Annotated in this window: 18 protein-coding genes and 1 pseudogene; 8 read left to right on the forward strand and 11 right to left on the reverse strand. The window is 69.6% G+C overall.

What is annotated here, in order from left to right; all coding sequences use genetic code 11:
* Window positions 1-326: 326 nt before the first annotated feature.
* On the reverse strand, window positions 327-1,010 hold the full coding sequence (locus tag ACPPVW_RS05235; protein ID WP_426625468.1) for an alpha/beta hydrolase: 684 nt from the start codon (window positions 1,008-1,010) through the stop codon (window positions 327-329).
* 158 nt (window positions 1,011-1,168) lie between these two features.
* On the opposite strand from ACPPVW_RS05235, the gene ACPPVW_RS05240 reads away from it, so the two are divergent.
* Window positions 1,169-2,473, forward strand: a complete 1,305-nt coding sequence (locus ACPPVW_RS05240) for a flavin-dependent oxidoreductase (RefSeq protein WP_426625469.1) — start codon at window positions 1,169-1,171, stop codon at window positions 2,471-2,473.
* Window positions 2,470-2,937 carry a MarR family winged helix-turn-helix transcriptional regulator gene (locus tag ACPPVW_RS05245; protein ID WP_426625470.1) on the forward strand — a complete coding sequence of 156 codons (468 nt, stop codon included), beginning with the start codon at window positions 2,470-2,472 and terminating at the stop codon, window positions 2,935-2,937. Before ACPPVW_RS05240 ends, ACPPVW_RS05245 begins: the two co-directional genes overlap by 4 nt.
* A 115-nt stretch (window positions 2,938-3,052) precedes the next feature.
* On the opposite strand, the gene ACPPVW_RS05250 is transcribed toward ACPPVW_RS05245, so the two are convergent.
* From ACPPVW_RS05250 to ACPPVW_RS05285, 8 genes and pseudogenes are all read right to left on the reverse strand, one after another.
* Window positions 3,053-3,796, reverse strand: a complete 744-nt coding sequence (locus ACPPVW_RS05250; RefSeq protein ID WP_426625471.1) for a glycosyltransferase — start codon at window positions 3,794-3,796, stop codon at window positions 3,053-3,055.
* A 117-nt stretch (window positions 3,797-3,913) separates the two neighbouring features.
* Entirely contained in the window at window positions 3,914-4,582 is a 669-nt protein-coding gene (locus ACPPVW_RS05255; RefSeq protein WP_426625472.1) for a phosphatase PAP2 family protein, read from the reverse strand.
* 79 nt (window positions 4,583-4,661) lie between these two features.
* Window positions 4,662-5,494, reverse strand: a pseudogene (locus ACPPVW_RS05260) (IS5 family transposase).
* A 506-nt stretch (window positions 5,495-6,000) separates the two neighbouring features.
* Window positions 6,001-6,978: a zinc-binding dehydrogenase gene (locus ACPPVW_RS05265; protein WP_426625473.1), complete on the reverse strand. Its 978-nt coding sequence runs from the start codon at window positions 6,976-6,978 to the stop codon at window positions 6,001-6,003.
* Between the two features lie 114 nt (window positions 6,979-7,092).
* The gene (locus tag ACPPVW_RS05270; protein WP_426625474.1) at window positions 7,093-8,340 is read right to left on the reverse strand and encodes an ABC transporter permease; all 1,248 of its coding nucleotides are present in this window, start codon (window positions 8,338-8,340) and stop codon (window positions 7,093-7,095) included.
* Window positions 8,337-9,056 carry an ABC transporter ATP-binding protein gene (locus ACPPVW_RS05275; protein ID WP_426625475.1) on the reverse strand — a complete coding sequence of 240 codons (720 nt, stop codon included), beginning with the start codon at window positions 9,054-9,056 and terminating at the stop codon, window positions 8,337-8,339. Before ACPPVW_RS05275 ends, ACPPVW_RS05270 begins: the two co-directional genes overlap by 4 nt.
* The gene (locus ACPPVW_RS05280; protein WP_426625476.1) at window positions 9,053-10,180 is read right to left on the reverse strand and encodes a peptidoglycan-binding protein; all 1,128 of its coding nucleotides are present in this window, start codon (window positions 10,178-10,180) and stop codon (window positions 9,053-9,055) included. The genes ACPPVW_RS05275 and ACPPVW_RS05280 overlap by 4 nt, the downstream gene beginning before the upstream one ends.
* Window positions 10,180-10,689, reverse strand: coding sequence for a hypothetical protein (locus tag ACPPVW_RS05285; RefSeq protein WP_426625477.1), 510 nt, complete (start codon window positions 10,687-10,689; stop codon window positions 10,180-10,182). The genes ACPPVW_RS05280 and ACPPVW_RS05285 overlap by 1 nt, the downstream gene beginning before the upstream one ends.
* A gap of 132 nt (window positions 10,690-10,821) precedes the next feature.
* Between ACPPVW_RS05285 and ACPPVW_RS05290 the strand changes: the two genes are divergently transcribed.
* Window positions 10,822-11,487, forward strand: a complete 666-nt coding sequence (locus ACPPVW_RS05290) for a response regulator transcription factor (RefSeq protein WP_426625478.1) — start codon at window positions 10,822-10,824, stop codon at window positions 11,485-11,487.
* Window positions 11,484-12,755 (forward strand): sensor histidine kinase, encoded by a 1,272-nt coding sequence (locus ACPPVW_RS05295; RefSeq protein WP_426625479.1) that lies wholly within the window; start codon window positions 11,484-11,486, stop codon window positions 12,753-12,755. The genes ACPPVW_RS05290 and ACPPVW_RS05295 overlap by 4 nt, the downstream gene beginning before the upstream one ends.
* Here ACPPVW_RS05295 and ACPPVW_RS05300 read toward each other — a convergent pair.
* A complete protein-coding gene (locus tag ACPPVW_RS05300) occupies window positions 12,739-13,647 on the reverse strand; it encodes a hypothetical protein (RefSeq protein ID WP_426625480.1) in 909 nt (302 codons plus the stop codon). The genes ACPPVW_RS05295 and ACPPVW_RS05300 overlap by 17 nt on opposite strands.
* 141 nt (window positions 13,648-13,788) lie before the next feature.
* On the reverse strand, window positions 13,789-14,787 hold the full coding sequence (locus ACPPVW_RS05305; RefSeq protein WP_426625481.1) for a LacI family DNA-binding transcriptional regulator: 999 nt from the start codon (window positions 14,785-14,787) through the stop codon (window positions 13,789-13,791).
* A gap of 236 nt (window positions 14,788-15,023) precedes the next feature.
* Here ACPPVW_RS05305 and ACPPVW_RS05310 point away from each other — a divergent pair, with 236 nt between their 5' ends.
* Genes ACPPVW_RS05310 through ACPPVW_RS05325 form a run of 4 tightly spaced genes read left to right on the forward strand, consistent with a single transcriptional unit; the run spans window position 15,024 to window position 20,639 of the window.
* Window positions 15,024-16,310, forward strand: coding sequence for an ABC transporter substrate-binding protein (locus ACPPVW_RS05310; protein ID WP_426625482.1), 1,287 nt, complete (start codon window positions 15,024-15,026; stop codon window positions 16,308-16,310).
* A 29-nt stretch (window positions 16,311-16,339) separates the two neighbouring features.
* Window positions 16,340-17,404, forward strand: coding sequence for a carbohydrate ABC transporter permease (locus ACPPVW_RS05315; protein ID WP_426626250.1), 1,065 nt, complete (start codon window positions 16,340-16,342; stop codon window positions 17,402-17,404).
* The gene (locus ACPPVW_RS05320; RefSeq protein ID WP_426625483.1) at window positions 17,404-18,276 is read left to right on the forward strand and encodes a carbohydrate ABC transporter permease; all 873 of its coding nucleotides are present in this window, start codon (window positions 17,404-17,406) and stop codon (window positions 18,274-18,276) included. The genes ACPPVW_RS05315 and ACPPVW_RS05320 overlap by 1 nt, the downstream gene beginning before the upstream one ends.
* Before the next feature lie 44 nt (window positions 18,277-18,320).
* Window positions 18,321-20,639: a beta-glucosidase gene (locus ACPPVW_RS05325; protein ID WP_426625484.1), complete on the forward strand. Its 2,319-nt coding sequence runs from the start codon at window positions 18,321-18,323 to the stop codon at window positions 20,637-20,639.
* Window positions 20,640-20,714: the final 75 nt, after the last annotated feature.

Consider the following 20,714-nt stretch of genomic DNA (forward strand, 5'->3'; position numbering starts at 1 on the left):
CCGCTGCTGCGACGACCTCCTCATGAACATACTTCGATCCGCCGAGGAGGGAGGCGATCGCGCCGATGATGCTCATGATGGCGGCGGCGAGGAAGAACTACCGTGCCCGTGAGCGTGGACGCGTCGACGTGCGCGGATTGCGGGAGGCCGGTCGGCCCGAGCAGGCTCGCGAGCGGGAGCGCAGCGGCCGCGCCGATGATTTATATGCGTTAACTATATGACTGGGTGGGTGGTCCCAGTAGTGGGGTCAGGCGACGCGGTCATCGAGAACGTGCAGCACACGGCCCGCGCTCGACGGTCGGTCGGACCCGCCTTCGATCCGCCCCCTACCTCTCCCCGAAGAACTTCCCCAGCGCGACCGTCACACCGTGCCGCGCCTCCGCATCGCTGATCGTGGCCTCACCGTCCCCGGACTGCGGCCCGTAATTCCCGAACTGCGCGTGGTTCATCCCTTGGATCTGCACCATCGTCGCCGCCTGCGGGAGGAGGCCGCGCGCGGCGTCGATCTTCGCGGGCGTGGACAGTCCGTCGCGACCGCCGCTGATCGACAGCACCCGCAGATCGGTGCCGGAGAGGTCGTTCGCGCAGTGGCTTCCGAACAGCACGAGCCCGGCGACGTCGCCACCCTCGGCGAGCTGGCAGGCGCGCACACCGCCGAGGGAGTGCCCTCCCACGTACCAGCGCTCGACCTCCGGCACGTGGGAGGTGAACGCGCTGAGCGGACGCGTGTCGAAGAAGGCGAGGTTCAGCGTGGGCTTCGTGATGAGCACGGTCAGCCCGGTGTCCGCGACCGTCTCGGACAGCTTGTCCATGTACGCGTACGGGTCCACCACGGCGCCGGGGATGAACACCAGCCCGGTACCCGAACGCCCGTCGACCGGGGCGAGCTCGACAGCGTCGCCGAGGTCCGTCACGGCGACGCGCGAGTCGCCGTGACGGACCTCCAGAGCGGCCGGCCGCTCACCCATCATGGGCGTGTTCGCCCACGCGAGGAAGCCGAGCACCACCATGCTCGCCACCCATGCGAGCACGGACGATGACGGGCTCGCGGCGTCGACCCATGCGGCGACCGTATCGCGAACCGACGACGCGAAACCGGGTCTGGTCAGAGTGGTTTTGCTCTCGTACCATGTGGATAACTCCGCCATCAACGACAGAGGAGTCGTCCATGTCGATCGCGATCATCGGAGCCGGCATCGGCGGGCTGGTGACTGCCCTCAGCCTCCACCGGGCCGGTTTCGGCGACATCCGGATCTACGAGCGGGTGCGGCAGCTGCGACCGCTCGGCGTCGGCATCAACCTCCTGCCGCACGCCGTGCGCGAGCTGACGGAGCTCGGGCTGCGGGACGACGTGGAGGCCATCGCTACCGCACCCCGCCGGCTGAGCTACGTCAACCGGCACGGCCAGCCGATCTGGAGCGAGGCCCGCGGTACCGCCGCCGGCTACCGGTGGCCGCAGCTCTCCGTGCACCGCGGCGAGCTGCAGCTGGCACTGGTGGAGGCCGTGCGCGAGCGGCTAGGCCCCGACACGATCCTCCTCGGCCACCGGCTCACCGGGCTCGACGCGACCGACGACGGTGCGCCGTGCGCCCGCGCTCTCTTCGAGACCTCCGGCGGCGAGGTCGCTGTCGACGCCGACCTGGTGATCGGCGCCGACGGCATCCACTCGGCCGTGCGCGCGCTGCGCTACCCCGACGAGGGCGCGCCGCGCTGGAACGGCCTCACGCTCTGGCGCGGCACGGCGGTCGTCCCGGAGTTCCTCGACGGCGCCACCATGATCATGGCGGGCGACGACCAGTTGAAGTTCGTCGCCTACCCGCTGCGGCGCGAGCCCGACGGGTCGGTGGCGGTCAACTTCATCGCCGAGCAGCGCTCCGATGGGTCGCGGGCCGAGACCGCCGACTGGAACCGCCCGGTGCCGATCGCCCCGATCGCCGAGCTGTTCAGCGCGTGGAGGTTCGACTGGCTCGACATCCCGGCTGTCATCGCGAACGCGCAGGAGCTGCTCGAGTACCCGATGGTCGACCGGGACCCGCTGCCGCGGTGGACGTTCGGCCGCTCGACGCTGCTGGGCGACGCCGCCCACTCGATGTACCCGAACGGGTCGAACGGCGCCTCGCAGGCAATCCTCGACGCCCGCACGCTCGCCTACTCGCTCGCCACCGCGGGCGACCTCGTCGAGGGCCTCCGCCGGTACGAGGACACCAGGCGCCCGGCGACGGCCGACCTCCTCGCCCTCACCCGGCAGCAGGGGCCCGAGCGTGTCATGGTGCTGGCGCACGAGCGGGCGCCGGACGGTTTCGCCGACATCACGGACGTCATCCCGGCCGCCGAGCTGCGGGAGATCGCCGACGGGTACAAGCGCACCGCGGGTTTCCATCCCGAAGCGCTCAACACCCGGGCGTCCCTCGACGCGAGGGTCGGTGCAGGTGCCGGCGCGCCGGCAGCGACGTCGGGCGAGGCGCTCCCATGACCGGCCCCGCCGACGAAGCCGGCCTCCACACCCGCCGGCTCGCCGCCCTGATCTCGCCGCTGCGCCGCAGCCTCCTCGCCCTCACCCGCGAGACCGCAGGCCTGCCCGACGTGCCCGACTCGCAGGTGGAGGTGCTCCGCGCCCTCCCCCGCGGCACCGTGAGCACGCCGAGTACGCTCGCCCGCCGGCTCGGCCTCCGCAAGTCGACCATGAGCAACCTCCTCACCACGATGGAGGCGGCCGGGCTGGTGGTGCGCCGGCCGAGCCTGGACGACCGGAGGCGGGTGGAGGTGCTGGCCAGTGCGCACGCGCTCAGCATCTTCGACCGCTTCGACGCGACGAGCGCCCGGCTGCTGGCGGAGGCCGCCACGGCCCTCCGCCCCGACGACCTCGCCGCACTGACCGCCGCGGTGCCCGCACTCGAGCACCTGGGTGACGCTCTTGCCGACCGCCGCCGCGACTAGGTGGTGTACACGGCGTACCGAGTGTCGTAGGGGCCATCGTCGCCGCGCACATTCGCGGTGAATGTCGCGCTACACGCCCCCAGAGGCCACGTTCGACGCGAATGTCGCCGCGGCTCTACCGGGTGTCGTGGCGGAAACGCAGGGACACCAGCTGCCGCAGGTAGGCCGTTCCGTTCGCCAGCGACGCCTTCGAGACGCCGCCGTGGCGCGCGCCGAAGTCGTACGGCACCTCGACCAACGTCAGGCGGTTCCGCACCAGCACCTCCAGCAGGATCTTGAACCCCATCGGGTGAAGGGCGTCGAGATCGAGCTCATCCACCCGCACGGCGAAGAACCCCGACATCGGGTCGCTGCACCCGTGCAGCCTGCGCGGGAACAGCATCCGGGCGGCGACCGTGCTCGCCGACGACACGGCGTGACGGAAGCGCCCGTCCAGACCGGACGAATGCCCCCCTTCGCAGTAGCGGGAGCCCAGGACGACCCCCGCATTCCGCTCGCGGCCCGTGATGACCAGCCGCGCCACGGCCTCCGGAGGGTGCTGGAGGTCGCCGTCCATGACCACCACCCAGTGTCGCGCCGCCAGCCGCATCCCGGTGATCACGGCACCCGACAGGCCGCCGTCCGGGTGGGAGCGGTGGATGATACGGATGACGTGCGGCAGGCGATGCGCCTCGGCCGTGGCCTCCCGGACGGTGTCGTCGGTCGAGTCGTCGACGACCAGCACCTCGCTGTACTCGGGGTCGAGCAACAGCGACAGCCGGTGGAGCAGCTCGGCGATGGACCCCGCCTCATTGAACGTCGGGACCACCACAGAGACGCCGGCGAGCGGAGGAGCCGCGAGCGCGGCGCGATCATCCATACTCGGGTAGACGTGCTCTACCCCGAATCGTCACGCGCCTGGGCACGGAGTTGGCAGGACACGCCGTGTGCGGTGTCGCCGGGGCGGCGTGTCCTGCCAACTCGTTGCTTGCGGGGCTTACGCCGCCACGCGCCTCCCCCGGCCGGCGAACACGCGGGCCGCGACCAGGTTCCAGAGTCCGGCGAACAGGAGGACGCCGGCCACTCCATTGAGCACGCCGCCCACGACGTCGGTGCCGTAGTGCACCCCGACATAGAGCCGCGACCAGGCCACGATCGCCACGAACACGGCGCCGACGACGATGACGATCGAGCGCGACAGCGAACCCCGGCACACCATCGCGAGCGCCGTCACGAGCGCTGCCGCGAAGACCACGTGGCCGCTCGGATAGCTGAGGGTCGCCGGGTTCACGTGCAGGAGGTGGGTGAGGCCGGCAGTCGTCGGGCGCGGCTGGGCGACCACCGCCTTGACGACCAGAGTGGTGATCCAGCCGAGGCCGGTCACGACGACCGTCCCGAGGGCAAGCCTCCAGCCCTTGACGAAGAGGAGGATGACGAACTCGACCACCAGGATGACCGCGACCACGGTCGGGCGGTCCAGCTGGTCGAGCAGTAGGGCTACGTTGTCGAGCAGAGGCGAGTGCACCCCGTTCACCGACGCGTCGAGCGACTCGAAGCGGAGGGCGACGATCCACTTGGCGGCGAAGCCGAGCGCGAAGGTCAGAGCGAACAGGATCACGGTCCAGACGATCCAGTGACGGGGGATGCGGAGCTGGGCGGGCTTCACAGGCGAAGTCTCCTCTCGAGCGGAGCTGTCAGTCAAACACTGTACGGCCCAGCAACCTCTAAGAGTTCGCGCCGGTAGGTCATGGTTGTCGGGTGGGTCGCCCTTCCCAGCGGTAGCGGGTCCAGGCTTCGGCGAGAAGGCGTCGGGTGATGATGATGGCGTTGCGAGGGCGATGAACGCGTCGATGACGCGGGTGCGCACTTCGGTGCAGATGTGGAGTTTGCGGAATCCTCGGTTGTGCCACGAGTTCGTGCGTTCCACGACGCAGCGGGCTCCGGCTTGGAGAGGTGCTCCCTTCTTGCTGATGATGTAGTCGCAGCCGAGGCCCTCGAGCAGGTTCCGGGTCGTGCGGGAGTCGTAGCCGGCGTCCAGGTGCACGGTGATCCGTTCGGGTAGGTCGAACCCGAACCGGCCGAGCTTTTCCAGCGTTGGCGCCAGCAAGGGCGAATCGTGGCAGTTCGCCCCCGCGATCACGCAGCCGAGCGGGATCCCTCGCCCGTCGACCAGGAGGGAACGTTTCGTGCCCTGTTTCCCGCGATCGACCGGGGAACGGCCGGCCGCTGCACCACCGCAGGGTGCTTTCACGATGCACCCATCGACGCAGAGGTTCTCTAGTTCGAGGCCGATCATCTTGTCATACCCGTTCAGGCAGATCTGCTCCAGCCGGGTGAAGATCCCGGCGGCGATCCATTCGTCACGACGGCGGCGGATCGTGGTTGCTGAGCAGGTGCTGTCGGCGATCTTGACATACGCGGCCCCGAGGACGAGGACCTGCACCAGTTTGTCGAACACGATTCGATCCGGCACCCGTGGTCGGTGACAGCCGAGCGGATGCTGATCGATCACGGGCGGGATGAGCGATTCGAACTGGTGCCAGATCGGGTCAATGACGGATGATGGAACGGCGGGCACGGGGTGTCCTGGAAACCGACTGATTCTTCACAAAATCGTGGTTAACAGACCTCGTGCCCGTCATGACGCTAACGCGCCGCGACCAGCGCCTACCGGCGCGAACTCTAACGGGCGCGGCGAATCTGAGCGTTCCCGCAGCCGGTGGACGCCGTCGAAGGCAGGGGTGGGGGCTTAGGCCACGTTGGCGGGTCGGGCGTGGACGACCTCCATGCGGTAGTCGATGAACGAGTGGCGGCGCCCCTTGGCCCAGCTGTGGCTGGGTCGCGGCCGGCAACTCCGGAGGTGGCACGGGAGGCGCCGGCCTTCGGCCCGCAAACTCCGGAGAATGGGCCGCGGCCAGCCGCCCCCTCCGGAAATAACGACGCCACGCGACGGCGAGCCCACCCGTCGCAACTCCGGAGAATCGGCCACCGGCCGGAGAACCCTCCGGAGCTACGGACGTTTCTGCGGCGTGGCGTGCGGAGTCTCCGGAGTTACGGACCGGACCAGACCACCCGAGACCACCCCTACGGCCGCAGCAGCACCTTGCCCGTGCGGCCCGAGCGTGCGGCGACCCCGACGGCCTCCCGCACCCGATCGAAGCCGAACACGGCCTCCACCGGGAGCGTGATCGCACCCGTCGAAGCGGCGCGGACCAGCTCGCCGAAGAGCTCGCCGCGCTTGGCCGGCGCCATGGCGGCGCTCACCTTGCTGCCCCAGAACCCCTTGACCGTCGCCTGTTTGAAGATCAGGTCGCCGGACGACAGCTGCATCGCGTCGCTCCCCATCGCGCCGAACGACACAAGCGTGCCGTTCTCCGCCAGCAGCGACAGGAGGTCGCCGCTGGACTCGCCGCCGACCGAGTCGACCGCGGCCGCGATCGGCGCGCCGTCGGCGAGGGCACGCACCGTGTTGCGCCAGTCGTCGTCGCTCGTCGCCACCAGGTTCGGGATGCCCTGCGCGGTCAGCTCGTCGGCGTCGTGCCGCCGGCGCACCAGACCGATGACCTTCTCGCCGCGCTCGAGCGCGAACTGGGCGACCAGCCGGCCGACCGCGCCATTCGCGGCGTTCTGCAGCACGACCTCCCCCGGCTTCACCTCGAGGAAGTCCAGCAGACTGAGGGCGCTGAACGGCATCGCGACCAGCTGGGAGGCGACCTCGTCGCTCAGGCCGTCCGGGACCGGGATCAACGCGGCAGCCGGCGCGAGGAACGCCTCCGCCCAGACGCCGAAAGTGCCGCCGGTGACGACGCGTTGACCGACCGCGAGCGCCTCCACACCTTCGCCGATCGCGTCGACGATGCCGACGGCCTCGGTGCCGGCGCCCGCGGGCAGTGTGGGCTTGAAGCCGTAGGTGCCGCGGATGGTCCACAGGTCGTGGTTGTGGATGGGCGAGAGCACGGTGCGCACACGCACCTGCCCCGCTCCCGGTTCGGGGAGCGGCCGCTCCTCCACCTTCACGACCCGGGCCGGGTCGCCGAACTCGTCCTGGACGATCGCGCGCATGGCCCCCAGCCTAGGTGTCTGCCTCCCGCGAGCGAAGCAAGCGCCGCCGAGGGGCACGTTGACGCCCCTATCCGCGCGTTGTAGAGGCGTCAACGTGCCCCTCGATCCCGGAGGTCAGGAGCTCAGTGCAGCGGTGGGAGGAGTGCGCGCCGCCCGGATGGCCGGGTAGAGGCCCGCTACAGCGCCGATCGCGAGAGTCGCCCCGAGCCCGATGGCGAGAGTCTCGGGCGGCAGAGTCGGCGGCCAGCCGTTGACGATCGCCATCCCTGCGGTCACCCCGGCGCCGAGAAGCGCTCCGAGGATTCCGCCGAACGCCGAGAGGAGGAGCGCCTCGGCGAGGAACTGCGAGCGGATCTGCCCTCTGGTCGCCCCCAGCGCCCTCCGCAGGCCGATCTCACGCCGTCGTTCGAGCACGGAGATGATCATCGTATTCGCGACCCCGATGCCGCCGACGAGCAGAGCGACCGAGCCGAGGCCGACGAGGAGGCCGGTGAACGCTTCGTCCGCGGCGTTCTTCGCGGCGAGCGCGTCGGATGGGCGCGACACCTCCACCTCACCGGGCGCCTCCGGATTGATCGTCGGGCCGAGCAGGTCGCGCACGCGCTCCACAGCGGCATCGCTCGATCGTTCGTACACAGTGGTCGGATTCCCCTGGAAGCCGAACAGCTCCGCCGCGATCTCCTCCCCCAGCAGGGCGGCCGAGTCGAGCTCCGGCGCGAGCTCCACAGGGTCGAGGATTCCGACCACGGTGAAGAGGCGACCCCCGAGCAGAATCTGGGTGTCCGGGCTGACGACGCCGAGTCGCGCGGCGGCTGCGTCTCCCAGCACCACGGCCGGAAACGATCCGGTGGCGGCGTTCAACCAGGAGCCGGTGCGAAGCGATCCGCCGACGACGTCGAGGAGCGTGAGGTCGGCGGCCATCGCCGAGATGCCGCCGCTCGCCGCGGGATCGGACAGCGGGCTGCGATAGACCTTCAGCGGCAGCACCGCGATGCTGCTCGCCTGCTCGACACCGTCGATCAGCCGGACCTTGCCCACGGTGTCCGCCGGCAACTCGGTGGCCTCCCCGAGAATCGATTTGCCCGCTTCGGCCGTGAGCAGATTGGTGCCGAGACTTGCGAGCTGCTGATTCAGCCTGGCCTGACTGGAGGCCGAGATCCCCACCACGGCGATCATGGCTGCGATGCCGATGGCGATGCCGAGAGCGGAAAGGATGGCCCGCGCAGGACGTGACCGCAACCCGGTGGTCCCGAGCCGGAGGATATCGCCGGCGAGCAGCCGCGAACGCAACTGCTCCGGCGGGAGGAGGGCGTGCGCAGAGTGCGCGGCGCGCGGATCGATGGCACCGTTCACGGAGGTCATGCCGCCTCCGTCCCGACGCGTGCGTCCGAGTCGGAGCCGGGCGCCGAGTCCGACACCACCACGCCGTCCCTGATGGCGACCTGCCGCGGCAGCCGGGCGGCAAGCTCGGCATCGTGGGTGATCACCACGATGGTCGTGCCCTGCCGATTGAGCTCGTGGAGCAGTTCCACGATCGTCGTCCCCGACGCGCTGTCGAGGTTCCCGGTGGGCTCGTCCGCGAGCAGCAGCGGAGGCTCGCCCACCACCGCACGGGCGATCGCCACCCGTTGACGTTCTCCACCGGAGAGCTGCCCCGGCTTGTGCGTCATCCGGTGCCCGAGTCCGACTCGTTCGAGAGCGGCGGCCGCGCGAGCGCGGCGTTCGGCTCGGCGCACGCCCAGGTAGAGGAGGCCGTCGGCGACATTGTCGATCGCGGTGACGCCGTCGGCGAGGTGGAACTGCTGGAACACGAAGCCGATGCGATGCGCCCGCAGGGCCGAGAGCTCCCGGTCGGAGAGCGCTTGCACGTCCCTCCCTTCGATCCGGGCCGTCCCGGCGGTGGGACGGTCGAGCGTGCCGATGAGGTTGAGAAGGGTGGACTTGCCAGAGCCGCTCGGCCCGACGATCGCGACCAGTTCGCCCTGGGTGATGGACAGCGTGACGCCGGCGCAGGCGAGCACGGGAGGCTCCCCGTAGGCGCGCTCGACGTCGGAGAGGGAGACGATCTTGTTGGTCATCGTGCCGGCACCACGACTTTCTGGCCCTCGCGGACACCGGAGCCCGAGATCTCGACCCGACCGGCGGCGAAGAGCCCGGTCGTCACGGGGACGCGCGTCGTCGCGTCCCCGTCGCCGACCACCTCGATTCCGAACCGGTCGCCGTCGAGGGCGAGCAGGGCTCCGACGGGAACCGACAGCACGTTCTCACGCCGCTGCGACGGGAATCCGACCGTCACGCTGGCCTGCTGCAGCGCGCCGGTGGCGGCCGGGTCGTCGAGCGTGATCGACACCGGGATGACGATGTCCGGCCGCCCGTTCGAGCCCTCCTTCTCGGTCGGCACACCGACCGAGGCGACCTTTCCGCCGGTGCGCGCTCCATCCGGAAGGTCGATGGTGACTTCGACACCGACGCTCGCGAGCTGCTGGTCCGCCAGTCTCAGGTCGACGTTCACGACCTGGGTCGTGTCCGTCACCTCGACTATGGGGCTTCCGGGCCCTGTTCGATCGCCCACCGCCGCCTTCAGTTCCGACACCCGCACCTCGCCGGAGCTGAATTCGATCCGCCCGAGCGGAATCGTGCCGGTCTGCTCCTGTCCTGTCGCCTTCTGCCAGCGTCTGACCGCGGCGCGCGTCTCCCAATCGAACGTGGCGTCGGGCGTCCCGTCGAAGTGGCCGAGTGCCGCGAGGCTCTCTTCCAGCGCCGTGACATCGGGCCCATCGCCCATCCCGGTCTCGAACGAACGCCAGGCCGGCAGCCCGCCGAGCATCGCGTACGTCGGCTGGTTGTCGACGGCGAACAGCGATTCGCCCAGTTTGACGGTCAGGCCGGGTGCCGGGAGCGCGGTGATGACCCCGCCCGCGCCGCTCGCGATGGTGCGCGAACCACCGAAGGAGAGAGTTCCCGCCGCCCTGCTGGCTCCCTGGAGCGTCCCCTTCTCCACAAGCGCGGTCGCGATGTCGACACGCTTCTTCTCTGGGGCGCTGTCGTCGCCGAAGGCGAAAGCGGCGGTTAATCCGCCGCCTGCCGCGAGCGCCGCGACCGAGCAGGCGGTCACGATGAGGACGCGCCGCCGCGTTGGAAGCGCCCTCGTCGTCTCCGGTCCGTCGGGCACCGGACCGTCTTTCCGTGTCGCTGCGCGCATCAGTTCGACGATCCCATCTGGGTGGCGCCCTGTGCCCCCTCGCCCAAGCACGCTGTGATGACGTCGCTCGGCGCGTCGGCCGGGATCGCCGTGTACTGACCCTCGGTCGGGTCATCCATCTCGACGCCATGCTCACGGAAGCACCGGGCGACCTCGAGCTGCCGCGCCAGTGTCTCCTGCGCGCTCTGCTTCTTCTCCCCCGGAGCGGTCGGAGAGTCTCCGATCTTCGCGATGCACTTCTTGGACGCGGCGGAGTAGCCGCCCTGGTCGCCCTTCGCCGACGACGTCGTGTTTCCGTTCGGGTCCGGGTCGGCCATGTCGATCCCTTCCGCACGCATGCACTTCGCGTAGGCGAGGTTCCATTCGGTCGCGTCGGCGATGGGCGACGGCGAGTCCGAGGCCGACTTGTCGCTGTCGGGTGACCCCACACCCGAGCTGCACGCCGTGAGCAGAGACAGCACCAGGGGGATGGCGGCGAGGATGGTCAGGGTGGTGGTCTTCGAGCGCATGGGATCTCCTCAGAGTGTCGGTTGAATGCGATGACGACAGTCCAGCCGAGACGGTGTGACGACAGCGTTCAAGAAATTCTTTATGTTTCCGATACCCGCGGCGTGGTGTAATTCGTACGACCGAAGGGGACCATGCGCGCATTGATCGTCGAAGACGAGCCATTCCTGGCGGAGGCGATCGCGACCGGCCTGCGCCGGGAGACGATCGCCGCCGATGTGGTGAACGACGGCGACACGGCCCTGGAGTTCCTGGCCGTGAACGACTATGACGTGGTGGTCCTCGATCGCGACATCCCCGGCACCCACGGCGACGCGGTCTGCGCCCACATCGCATCCGAGTATCCGACCTGCCGTGTCATCATGCTCACCGCCGCACGCACCTTGGACGACAAAGTCACCGGGTTCGAGCTGGGCGCCGACGACTACCTGGCCAAGCCGTTCGAGTTCCCCGAGCTGGTCATGCGGCTGCGCGCGCTCGAACGCCGCACGCAAGCGGCGCGGCCTCCCGTGCTCGAAGCAGCCGGAGTGACGCTCGACCCGTTCCGTCGGGAGGTGTACCGCAACAGGCGTCTCGTCCGCCTGAGCCGTAAGGAGTTCGCTGTGCTCGACGTCCTGATGAACGCCGCCGGCGGCGTCGTCAGCGCGGAGAGCCTGCTCGAGAAGGCCTGGGATGCCAACGCCGACCCGTTCACGAACACCATCCGCGTGACCATCTCCAACCTCCGCAAACGCCTCGGCGAGCCCCCGGTCATCCACACCGTCCCCGGGGTCGGTTACCGCTTCGGTGAACCCGTATGACGGTCGCGCGCGAGGGTCTCCCGTTGGTCTCCCGGCGGTCCCGGATCACCATCCGCACCCGTCTCACTCTCACCTACGCCGGCCTCGTCACCGGGTGCGGAGCGGTGCTCATCGCGGTGGTGTGGGTGTTCATGCGCTTCGTGCCGTACTACGCGATCATGTCCTCGACTCCGACGGGCCTGGCTACGGGCCACGCCACCTCCGCTCCGGCGACGAATGGAGACGCCGAGAAGCTGGCCTCCTCTGCTCCCTTCGCGGCCACGCTCGCCGTCACGAGCGCGTGGGACTTCCTCCAGCTGCTCCTGATCATCTCGGTCGCCGCACTTACCGTCCTGGCCGTGCTCAGCGGCTTCATCGGATGGATCGTCGCCGGTCGGGTGCTGAAACCGCTCAAGACCATCAACGAGGCGGCGACGATCGCCGCCACCGGGTCCTTCGACCATCGTGTCGGCCTGCAGGGACCGCGGGACGAGATCCGCGACCTCTCCGACACGTTCGACGGGATGCTCGGCGAGCTCGGCCGATCATTCGACGCGTACCGTCGCTTCGCCGGCAATGCCTCTCACGAGCTGCGGACGCCGATCGCGACGACCCAGACCATGATCGATGTCGCTCTGGCCGACCCCGATGCCGGCGTGGAGGACCTCCGAGCGCTCCTCGGGCGCATCCGGAACGTCAACCATGCGAACGCCGAGACGGTGGAGTCGTTGCTCGATCTCGCGGACATCGGCAGTCGTCGCCTCTCGACCTCGCCGGTCGACCTGCAGTCGCTTGCCGAGGAGGTCGTCCGGGACGCCCTCCCGCTCGCGCGCGAGGGCGGTGTGTCCCTCGCCCTCCGCCCTCGTGATTCGACCGCCGCGCGACCGATCGTGAGCGGCGACCTGGTTCTGCTGCGGCAGTGTCTCTCGAATCTCGTGCAGAACGCCGTGAGGCACAACCATCGCGGTGGTTCGGCTCTCATCGCCGTCTCGTCGACATCGGACGGGGTGGAGGTCTCGGTGACGAACAGCGGACCTCCGATCGCCGACGACGTCGTGGAGACCCTGCTCGAACCGTTCGTCCGCGGCGCCGGACGCACCTCCGGAACGGGCGCCGGGCGCGGCCGAGGCCTCGGTCTCGCCATCGCATCGAGCGTGGCCGACGCACACGATGGTTCACTTGAGCTGGTCGCCAACCCCGATGGCGGCCTCCAGGTGCGGCTGCAGCTCCCCTCCTCTCCCACCCCTTCCGCCGAAGGGCACGTAAGCGCCCCTAAAAACGCGAAATAGGGACGTTTGTGTGCCCCTCGATGAGCCTGCGGACCCGGCGGATCAACTCGCCAGGGCTGCGGAGGTCGTCCGCGGTAACCCGGACCATGCGCCAGCCGAGGTCCTCCACACGCTCGCGGCGACGGATGTCCTTCTGCCACGTGGGCCGGTCGACCCGGTGGACGTCGCCCTCGTACTCGAGGGCGATGCGCTCGCGCGGATAGGCGAGATCGACGCGGGCGACGAAACCTCCCGATGCGTCCCTCAGCTCGTGGTTGAGCAACGGCGCCGGCAGGCGGGCGTCCTCCAGCAGCAGCCGCAACCGCGTCTCACCCGGCGACTCCGAACCAGGTCTGACCGCCTCGATCGCCTGTTTCGCCCGGGCGGCGCCGCGGCGACCCGGTGCTGCCGCGATCGCTCTCGCGAGGGCGGGTCGGTCGGTGAGCGGAGCGTCGCCTCCCACGAAGAAATCTCCCGCGACGACCAACGCGTCCCGATTCAGCAGTTGCGCGAGGTCGAGCCAGGTTTGCTCCGGCGTGGTGACCGGGAGGTCATGGACGGACCACGTCTCCCAGCGAGCGAGCTTGTGCCCGGCGAAACCGCGGATCGCCGGAGCTCGACCCGGTGCCCGCACGCTGACGTGGATGCGGTCGTCCACGCCCGACAACGGCGCTCCGTACAGTGTCGCGGCGGTCGTGTGGCTGAAAGCGAAGTCGAGCCTCCGATGCAGGGCGTACGCACGACAACGCGCGATCAATCCGTCCGCCTCCCGTGTCAGACGCGTGCCCCGGATGGGCGTGACCAGGTCGCCTCCGCGGAGCCGTTTGCGACCCACGCCGAGTTCCGTCGCGTTCATGACCGTGAACGAGGCGGCGAGGAGTTCCGGAGGAAGGGCGCTGCAGTGTCGTGGCATGCCCGTTACCCTGCCACGCGCGCTGCATCGCCTCCCGAGTTATCCACAAGCACCTCCGCCGAGGGGCACACAAACGCCCCTAACACGCGCGGATAAGGGCGTTAAGGTGCCCCTCGGCGGCAGGGAAGCGGCGCGAGCGGGCTACGCCGGCGGGGCGGTGCTCGCGCGGCGGATGAGGCGCGTCGGAAGCCGGATGTGCGTCGGATCGGGCGCCTCGCCCGACATCAGCGCGACGACCAGCTCGGCCGCGGCGGCGCCGAGGCGTCCCATCGGCTGCCGGATCGTCGTCAGCGGCGTCGAGAACCGCGACGCCTCCGGGATGTCGTCGAAGCCGACCACCGACAGGTCGCGCGGCACCTCCAGGCCGAGCTCGTGCGCCACCTCGATGACGACGATGGCCGACAGGTCGTTGGCGGCGAAGATCGCGCTCGGTCGTTCCGGTGCGGCGAGCAGCCGCCGGGCGGCCTCCCGCGCGCTCTCCTGCTCGTAATTGCCGACTCCGACGATCGCCGGGTCGTACGCGATCCCGGCCTCACTGAGCGCGCGCCGGTAGCCCGCGTCGCGCGCGGCGGACGAGCGGAGGTCCGGGCGTCCGGCGACGAAACCGATGCGGCGATGGCCGAGCCCGACCAGGAAGTCGACGGCACTGCGCGCCCCTCCGAAGCTGTCCGATTCCACCGTGGGGAGGTCGGCGCGGCCGGTGTGCGGATCTACCGCGACGATCGGCACCTCGGCGTTCGCGTTGACGACCGTCGGCGTCACCATGATGACGCCGTCGATGAGGGTGCCGCTCAGCCTGCTGAGCGAGCGCCGCTCCCAGCCCTCCGGCGAGAGCTGGCGTGAGCCGCTGTACGCCAGGAGGTCGTAGCGGGACTCGGCGAGCGCCGCCCCGACGCCTTTCAGCACCTCCGCGCTGAACGGCTCGAAGTCGGCCACCAGCACCCCGATCACGCCCGTCTGGCGGTTGCGCATGCTGCTGGCGACCAGGCTCGACTCGTAGCCGAGCTCCTCCACGACCTGGAGCACGCGCTCGGCAGTGTGGGAGGCGACGCCGTAGCGGCCGTTGACCGCTTTCGACACCGTCGCGGCGGACACACCGGCCGCCTGCGCGACGTCGTTGATGGTTGGTCGTCGTCCCATGACCGTGCAGCATAGCAAGATCGAAAAGGATTTCGAAAAGGATTTCGAAAACGTTTGACACCCCTGAGGCCGCTTGCAACACTGACACCGTCCGGTCAGCCTCCCGGACACCGACGAGTCCGCGAATCGGCCACGGCGAGAGGCTTCGCCCGACCGGATCCTCGCGCGGACTCACGTCACCAGGCATCGACGAACCACGTGGATGCCGCTCAACGAAGAGAACAGGTTGGAATCACATGAAAGCCAAGAAGCTCCTCATGGGAGCCGCGGTCCTGGCTGCCGGCTCGCTCGCGCTGACCGCGTGCAGCGGCACCTCGGACAGCTCCAGCAACAGCAAAGTGAAAATGACCCTCTGGCAGAACTCCACCACCGGACCTGGCCAGCAGTACTGGACCGACGCGATCGCCGCTTTCGAGAAGGCGCACCCGAACGTCACCATCAAGATGCAGTCGATCCAGAACGAGGACCTCGACGGCAAGCTCCAGACGGCGCTGAACTCCGGTGATGCCCCCGACATCTTCCTGCAGCGCGGCGGCGGCAAGATGGCAGCGATGGTGCAGGCCGGCCAGCTGATGGACCTCACCGACAAGGTGTCCTCCGACACCAAGAAGGTCATCTCGTCCGGCTCGTTCAAGGCGGAGTCCTACCAGGACAAGGTCTGGGCGATGCCGCTCTCCGTCCTCCCCGGCGGGCTCTTCTACAGCCAGAACCTCTTCAAGGCGGCCGGGATCACCCAGGCCCCCGCGACCATCGACGACCTCAGCGCCGACGTGCAGAAGCTGAAGGCCACGGGTGTCGCCCCGATCGCGCTCGGCGCCAAGGACGCCTGGCCCGCCGCGCACTGGTTCTACTGGTTCGCGCTGCGCGAGTGCTCCGGCTCCACGATGCAGAAGACCGCGGACTCGAAGAGCTTCAGCGACCCGTGCTGGACCAAGGCAGCTCAGGACCTGGAGAACTTCACCGGCCAGAAGCCGTTCAACGACGGCTTCCTGACCACCTCGGCCCAGCAGGGCGCCGGCTCCTCCGCCGGTCTGGTGGCCAACCACCAGGCCGCGATGGAGCTCATGGGCGCCTGGGACCCGGGCGTGATCGCCTCCCTGACCCCCGACCAGAAGCCCCTCGCCGACCTCGGCTTCTACCCGTTCCCGGAGCTGTCCGGCGGCAAGGGTGAGCCCGGCTCGATCATGGGCGGCGTCGACGGCTACTCGTGCTCGGTCAAGGCGCCGAAGGAGTGTGCGGACTTCCTCAACTTCATCGCCACCACGCCGCAGCAGATCAACTACTACAAGGCCTACAACTCGCCGCCGGTCAACACCGAGGCGCAGAAGGAGGTCACCGAGCCCTACCTGAAGGACGTGCTCGCCGCCTACAACAAGGCTCCGTACGTCTCGCAGTGGCTCGACACCGTCCTGGGCCAGAACATCGGCAACGCGCTGAACGTCGCCGTGGTCGACATGCTCGCCGGCAAGACCGACGCCAAGGGCATGATCCAGGCCGCGAACGACGCCGCGAAGAAGGGCTGAGAGGCCCTGACGTGAGCAACACCCGCGAGATGTTCTCTGGCTGGCCTGGCTCGACCGAGCGCGTGTCGCCGGCGGATCTCGCGCAGCACGACGGGAGCGGCGCAGCCGCGTCGCTCCCGTCGCCGCCGCGCCGCCGCCGCGGCGCAGGCTGGGGCCTCCGTGCCGAGATCGCCCTCCTGGCCGGCCCCGCCGTCATCGTCTTCCTGGCGTTCGTCATCCTCCCCGTCGTGATGGCCGCCTACTACGGATTCTTCCGCTGGGCGGGTTACGGAACGCCCACCGACTTCGTCGGCCTGCAGAACTACGCCGTCATCCTGACCGACCCGGCCTTCCTGGCCGCCCTCGGCCACAACGCCTTCATCATGGTGATGTCCATCGTCATCCAGGGGCCGGTCGCCATCCTCCTGGCGCTGCTCCTGAACCGGAGGATGAAGGGCCAGTCGATCATCCGCGTGCTGATCTTCGTGCCCTACGTCATCTCGGAGGTCGTGGTCGGCACCGGCTGGAGCCTGATGCTCGCCTCGAAGGGCGCGCTCAACGGCTTCCTGCACAACGTCGGCCTCGGCTGGATGGCACACGACTGGCTGTCCGACCCGAGCATCGCCATCTGGACCCTGATGGCCATCTTGACCTGGAAATACATCGGCTTCGCCGTCATCCTCTTCCTCGCCGGGCTGCAGGGCATCCCCGAGGAGCTCTACGAGGCGGCCGCCCTCGACGGCGCGTCGTACTGGCAGATCCAACGCCGGATCACGCTGCCCCTGCTCGCCCCGACGCTCCGCATCTGGGCGTTCCTCTCGGTGATCGGCGCACTGCAGCTGTTCGATCTCGTCTACATCATCTGGGGTCAGTACGTCGCCTCCACCGCCGGCACCTCGACCATGGCGACCTACATGGTCGCCAACGGCCGCAACGCCGGCAACTTCGGCTACGGCAACGCCGTCGCCGTGGTGATCTTCTTCATCTCCCTCTTCGTCGCGCTCGTTTACCAGCGATTCATCCTCCGCCGCGACACCGCAGGCGCCGTGACGACCGCCAAGAACGCCGAGCGCTCGAAGCGCCGCAACGCGGCCGCGAAAGAAAGGACGGCGTGATGACCGCCCTCACCGCCCGCTCAGCCCGCGCTTCGCGCCGTGCGGAACGCAAGAGTCTGCCCTGGGGCTCTCCCACCGTCTACTTCATCGCGTTCGTGATCATCGCCCTGATGATCGTGCCGATCGCGTACATCATCATCGGCGGGTTCCGCACCAACTCGCAGATCACCGTCGACCCGGCCGGCTTCCCGAACCCGTGGAACCCGGCGAACTACCTCGAGGTGCTCACCGGAGGGGTGTTCTGGGGCCAGGTGCTGAACTCGACGATCGTCGCCCTGGTCACCACCGTCGGCGCCCTGGCACTGGGCTTGATGGCCAGCTACGTGCTCGCCCGGTACCCGTTCCGCGGCAACGGCTTCCTGTACGCGCTGTTCGCCGCGGGCCTGATGTTCCCGATCACCGTCGCCATCACGCCGCTCTACATCGTGGTGCGCAACCTCGGCCTGATGAACTCGCTCGCCGGCGTCATCATCCCGCAGATCGCGTTCGCGCTGCCGACGACCGTCATCATCCTGGTGCCGTTCCTGCGCGCGATCCCCGACGAGATCCAGGAGGCCGCGTTCATCGACGGCTGCAGCCGCCTGGGCTTCTTCTTCCGGATGGTGCTGCGGCTCTCGCTGCCGGGCGTCATCACGGTCGGCATCCTGGCCTTCATTGCCAGTTGGAACAGCTACCTCCTTCCCCTGTTCATCCTGAACGACCAGGCGGCCTTCACCCTCCCGCTCGGCGTCCAGGCGTTCTCGTCGCAGTACGCGACGGACACCTCCAAGGTGCTGGCGTTCACCTCCCTCTCGATGATCCCCGCCCTGATCTTCTTCAGCCTGTTCGAGCGCCGCATCGTCGGCGGCCTGACCGGCGCGGTCAAGGGCTGAGACCCGCTCGGCCTCCACGCACATCCATGTAGCAGGAAAGAAGCATGACTACTGACAACCTCCCCACCGTCTCCGAGCGGGTGCGCGCACTGCTCAACCGGATGACGCTCGACGAGAAGCTCGCGCAGATCGTCGGATACTGGGTCGACAAGGGCGACGACAACGTCGCGCCGCTCGACGGCGAGATGACCACAGGGCAGAGCTACGAGGCGGCGACGGAGGTCGGGATCGGGCACCTCACCCGCGTCTACGGCACGCGCCCGGTCGACCCGGTGGAGCGCGCGAGCTGGCTCTGGTCGGAGCAGCGTCGCCTCCGCGAGCAGACCCGCCTCGGCATCCCCGCGCTGGTGCACGAGGAGTGCCTGACCGGGCTGGCGGCGTGGAAGGCCGCGACGTTCCCGACGCCCCTCGCGTGGGGCGCCGCGTTCGACCCCGCACTGGTGGAGGAGGTGGGCGCCGCGATCGGCGCCTCGATGCGCGAGCTCGGCATCCACCAGGGTCTGGCCCCGGTGCTCGACGTGATCCGCGACCCGCGCTGGGGTCGTGTAGACGAGTGCATCGCGGAGGACCCGTATGTGGTCGGGACGATCGGCACCGCCTACGTCCGCGGACTGCAGTCGTCCGGAGTCCACGCGACGCTCAAGCACTTCGTCGGCTATTCCGCGTCGCAGGCCGGCCGCAATCACGCGCCGGTGCACGCCGGCACGCGCGAGGTGCGGGACGTGCTGCTGCCCCCGTTCGAGATGGCGATCCGCGACGGCGGCGTGCGCTCGGTCATGAACTCGTACGCCGAGATCGACGGCGTGCCTGTCGCCGCGAGCCCCGAGTACCTCACCGGCGTGCTGCGCGACGAGTGGGGCTTCGACGGAACCGTCGTCGCCGACTACTTCTCGGTGGCTTTCCTGCACACCATGCATCGCATCGCGGCCGACCGCGGCGAGGCGGCGGAGCTGGCGCTGACGGCCGGCATCGACGTCGAGCTGCCCACCGGGGACGCCTTCCTCGCCCCGCTCGCCGAGCGCATCCGCGCCGGCCTCGCCGACGAGGCCCTCGTCGACCGGGCGGTGCTCCGTCTGCTCGCGCAGAAGGAGGAGCTCGGCCTGCTCGACGAGACGTTCGACGCGCCTCCCGCCTCGGTGGACCTGGACTCCCCCGCTCATCGGGAGCTCGCTCTGCGGCTCGCCGAGGAGTCGCTCGTGCTGCTGACGAACGACGGCGCGCTGCCGCTCGAGGGCGACCGCGCCGCCGCGCGGATCGCGGTCGTCGGCCCGAACGCCGACGCCGCCGAAGCGCTGATGGGCTGCTATTCGTTCGCCAACCACGTGCTCGCCCACTACCCGGAGGTCCCGCTCGGGTTCGACATCCATCCGATCCTGGAGGCGCTGCAGAGCGAGTTCCCGCTGGCCGAGCTGGTGCACGCCCGCGGCTGCGACGTGGAGGGCGACGACCGCTCCGGCATCGTCACCGCGGTGAGCGCGGCGGCCGACGCCGACGCCGCCATCGTCGTGGTGGGCGACCGCGCCGGGCTGTTCGGCCGCGGCACGGTCGGCGAAGGCAACGATGTCGAGAGCCTGGAACTGCCCGGCGTGCAGCGCGAACTGGTCGAGGCGGTCGTCCGCACCGGCACTCCGACCGTCGTGATCGTGCTGTCGGGCCGCCCCTACGCCATCGACTGGGCCATCGAAGGACCGGATGCGCCGGCCGCGGTGCTGCAAGCCTTCTTCCCGGGCGAGGAGGGCGGCCGCGCCATCGCCGCCGTTCTGTCCGGACGCGTCGCTCCGAGCGGGCATCTGCCGCTGTCGCTGCCCCGATCGGCCGGCGCGCAGCCGTTCTCGTACCTCCACCCGCTGCTGGGCGGTCCGTCCGATGTCACGAGCGCCGACAGCACCCCCCTCCTCCCGTTCGGGCACGGCCTGAGCTACACGACGTTCGAGCGCAGCGGACTGGAGGCCGACGAGACCGTCGCCGCCGGAGCCGAGTTCGAGGCGCGCGTGACCGTTCGCAACACCGGCGACCGCGCGGGCACCGACCTGGTGCAACTGTACGCGCGCGACGTCTTCGCGAGCGTCACGCGCCCGGTCGCTCAGCTTCTGGGTTACGCGCGGGTCACGCTGGAGCCCGGCGAGGAGGCCGTGGTCGCCCTCCACGTGCCGACCGCACGCCTGGCCTTCACCGGCCGCGACGGCGTACGCATCGTGGAGCGCGGCGAGGTGGAACTCTGGATCGGCCCGTCGTGCGCCGAGCGCGAGACGGCGACGGCCATCGAGGTGACCGGCCCGACGCACGCCGTCACCCCGGCCGACGGCCGCCTCGTGGGCGTCGAGGTCGCTGCGCCCGAGCGTATCGCGACCCCCCTCGCCTGAGCCCCGCTCCGCCTCCCCCTCCGCCCAAGGGCCCTTGTTCGGGATGGCGAGCCCACTAGGCTCGGGCATGGGAGG

Source organism: Leifsonia sp. McL0607 (assembly GCF_049993355.1).
Classification (GTDB): domain Bacteria; phylum Actinomycetota; class Actinomycetes; order Actinomycetales; family Microbacteriaceae; genus Leifsonia.

Bases quoted from the DNA above. Each gene is read 5' to 3' on its own strand.
- ACPPVW_RS05235 (WP_426625468.1), bottom strand. From the start codon at position 1,010: ATGGTGGTGCTCGGCTTCCTCGCGTGGGCGAACACGCCCATGATGGGT.
- ACPPVW_RS05240 (WP_426625469.1), top strand. From the start codon at position 1,169: ATGTCGATCGCGATCATCGGAGCCGGCATCGGCGGGCTGGTGACTGCC.
- ACPPVW_RS05245 (WP_426625470.1), top strand. From the start codon at position 2,470: ATGACCGGCCCCGCCGACGAAGCCGGCCTCCACACCCGCCGGCTCGCC.
- ACPPVW_RS05250 (WP_426625471.1), bottom strand. From the start codon at position 3,796: ATGGATGATCGCGCCGCGCTCGCGGCTCCTCCGCTCGCCGGCGTCTCT.
- ACPPVW_RS05265 (WP_426625473.1), bottom strand. From the start codon at position 6,978: ATGCGCGCGATCGTCCAGGACGAGTTCGGCGACCCGGCCCGGGTCGTG.
- ACPPVW_RS05270 (WP_426625474.1), bottom strand. From the start codon at position 8,340: ATGACCTCCGTGAACGGTGCCATCGATCCGCGCGCCGCGCACTCTGCG.
- ACPPVW_RS05275 (WP_426625475.1), bottom strand. From the start codon at position 9,056: ATGACCAACAAGATCGTCTCCCTCTCCGACGTCGAGCGCGCCTACGGG.
- ACPPVW_RS05280 (WP_426625476.1), bottom strand. From the start codon at position 10,180: ATGCGCGCAGCGACACGGAAAGACGGTCCGGTGCCCGACGGACCGGAG.
- ACPPVW_RS05285 (WP_426625477.1), bottom strand. From the start codon at position 10,689: ATGCGCTCGAAGACCACCACCCTGACCATCCTCGCCGCCATCCCCCTG.
- ACPPVW_RS05290 (WP_426625478.1), top strand. From the start codon at position 10,822: ATGCGCGCATTGATCGTCGAAGACGAGCCATTCCTGGCGGAGGCGATC.
- ACPPVW_RS05295 (WP_426625479.1), top strand. From the start codon at position 11,484: ATGACGGTCGCGCGCGAGGGTCTCCCGTTGGTCTCCCGGCGGTCCCGG.
- ACPPVW_RS05300 (WP_426625480.1), bottom strand. From the start codon at position 13,647: ATGCCACGACACTGCAGCGCCCTTCCTCCGGAACTCCTCGCCGCCTCG.
- ACPPVW_RS05305 (WP_426625481.1), bottom strand. From the start codon at position 14,787: ATGGGACGACGACCAACCATCAACGACGTCGCGCAGGCGGCCGGTGTG.
- ACPPVW_RS05310 (WP_426625482.1), top strand. From the start codon at position 15,024: ATGAAAGCCAAGAAGCTCCTCATGGGAGCCGCGGTCCTGGCTGCCGGC.
- ACPPVW_RS05315 (WP_426626250.1), top strand. From the start codon at position 16,340: ATGTTCTCTGGCTGGCCTGGCTCGACCGAGCGCGTGTCGCCGGCGGAT.
- ACPPVW_RS05320 (WP_426625483.1), top strand. From the start codon at position 17,404: ATGACCGCCCTCACCGCCCGCTCAGCCCGCGCTTCGCGCCGTGCGGAA.
- ACPPVW_RS05325 (WP_426625484.1), top strand. From the start codon at position 18,321: ATGACTACTGACAACCTCCCCACCGTCTCCGAGCGGGTGCGCGCACTG.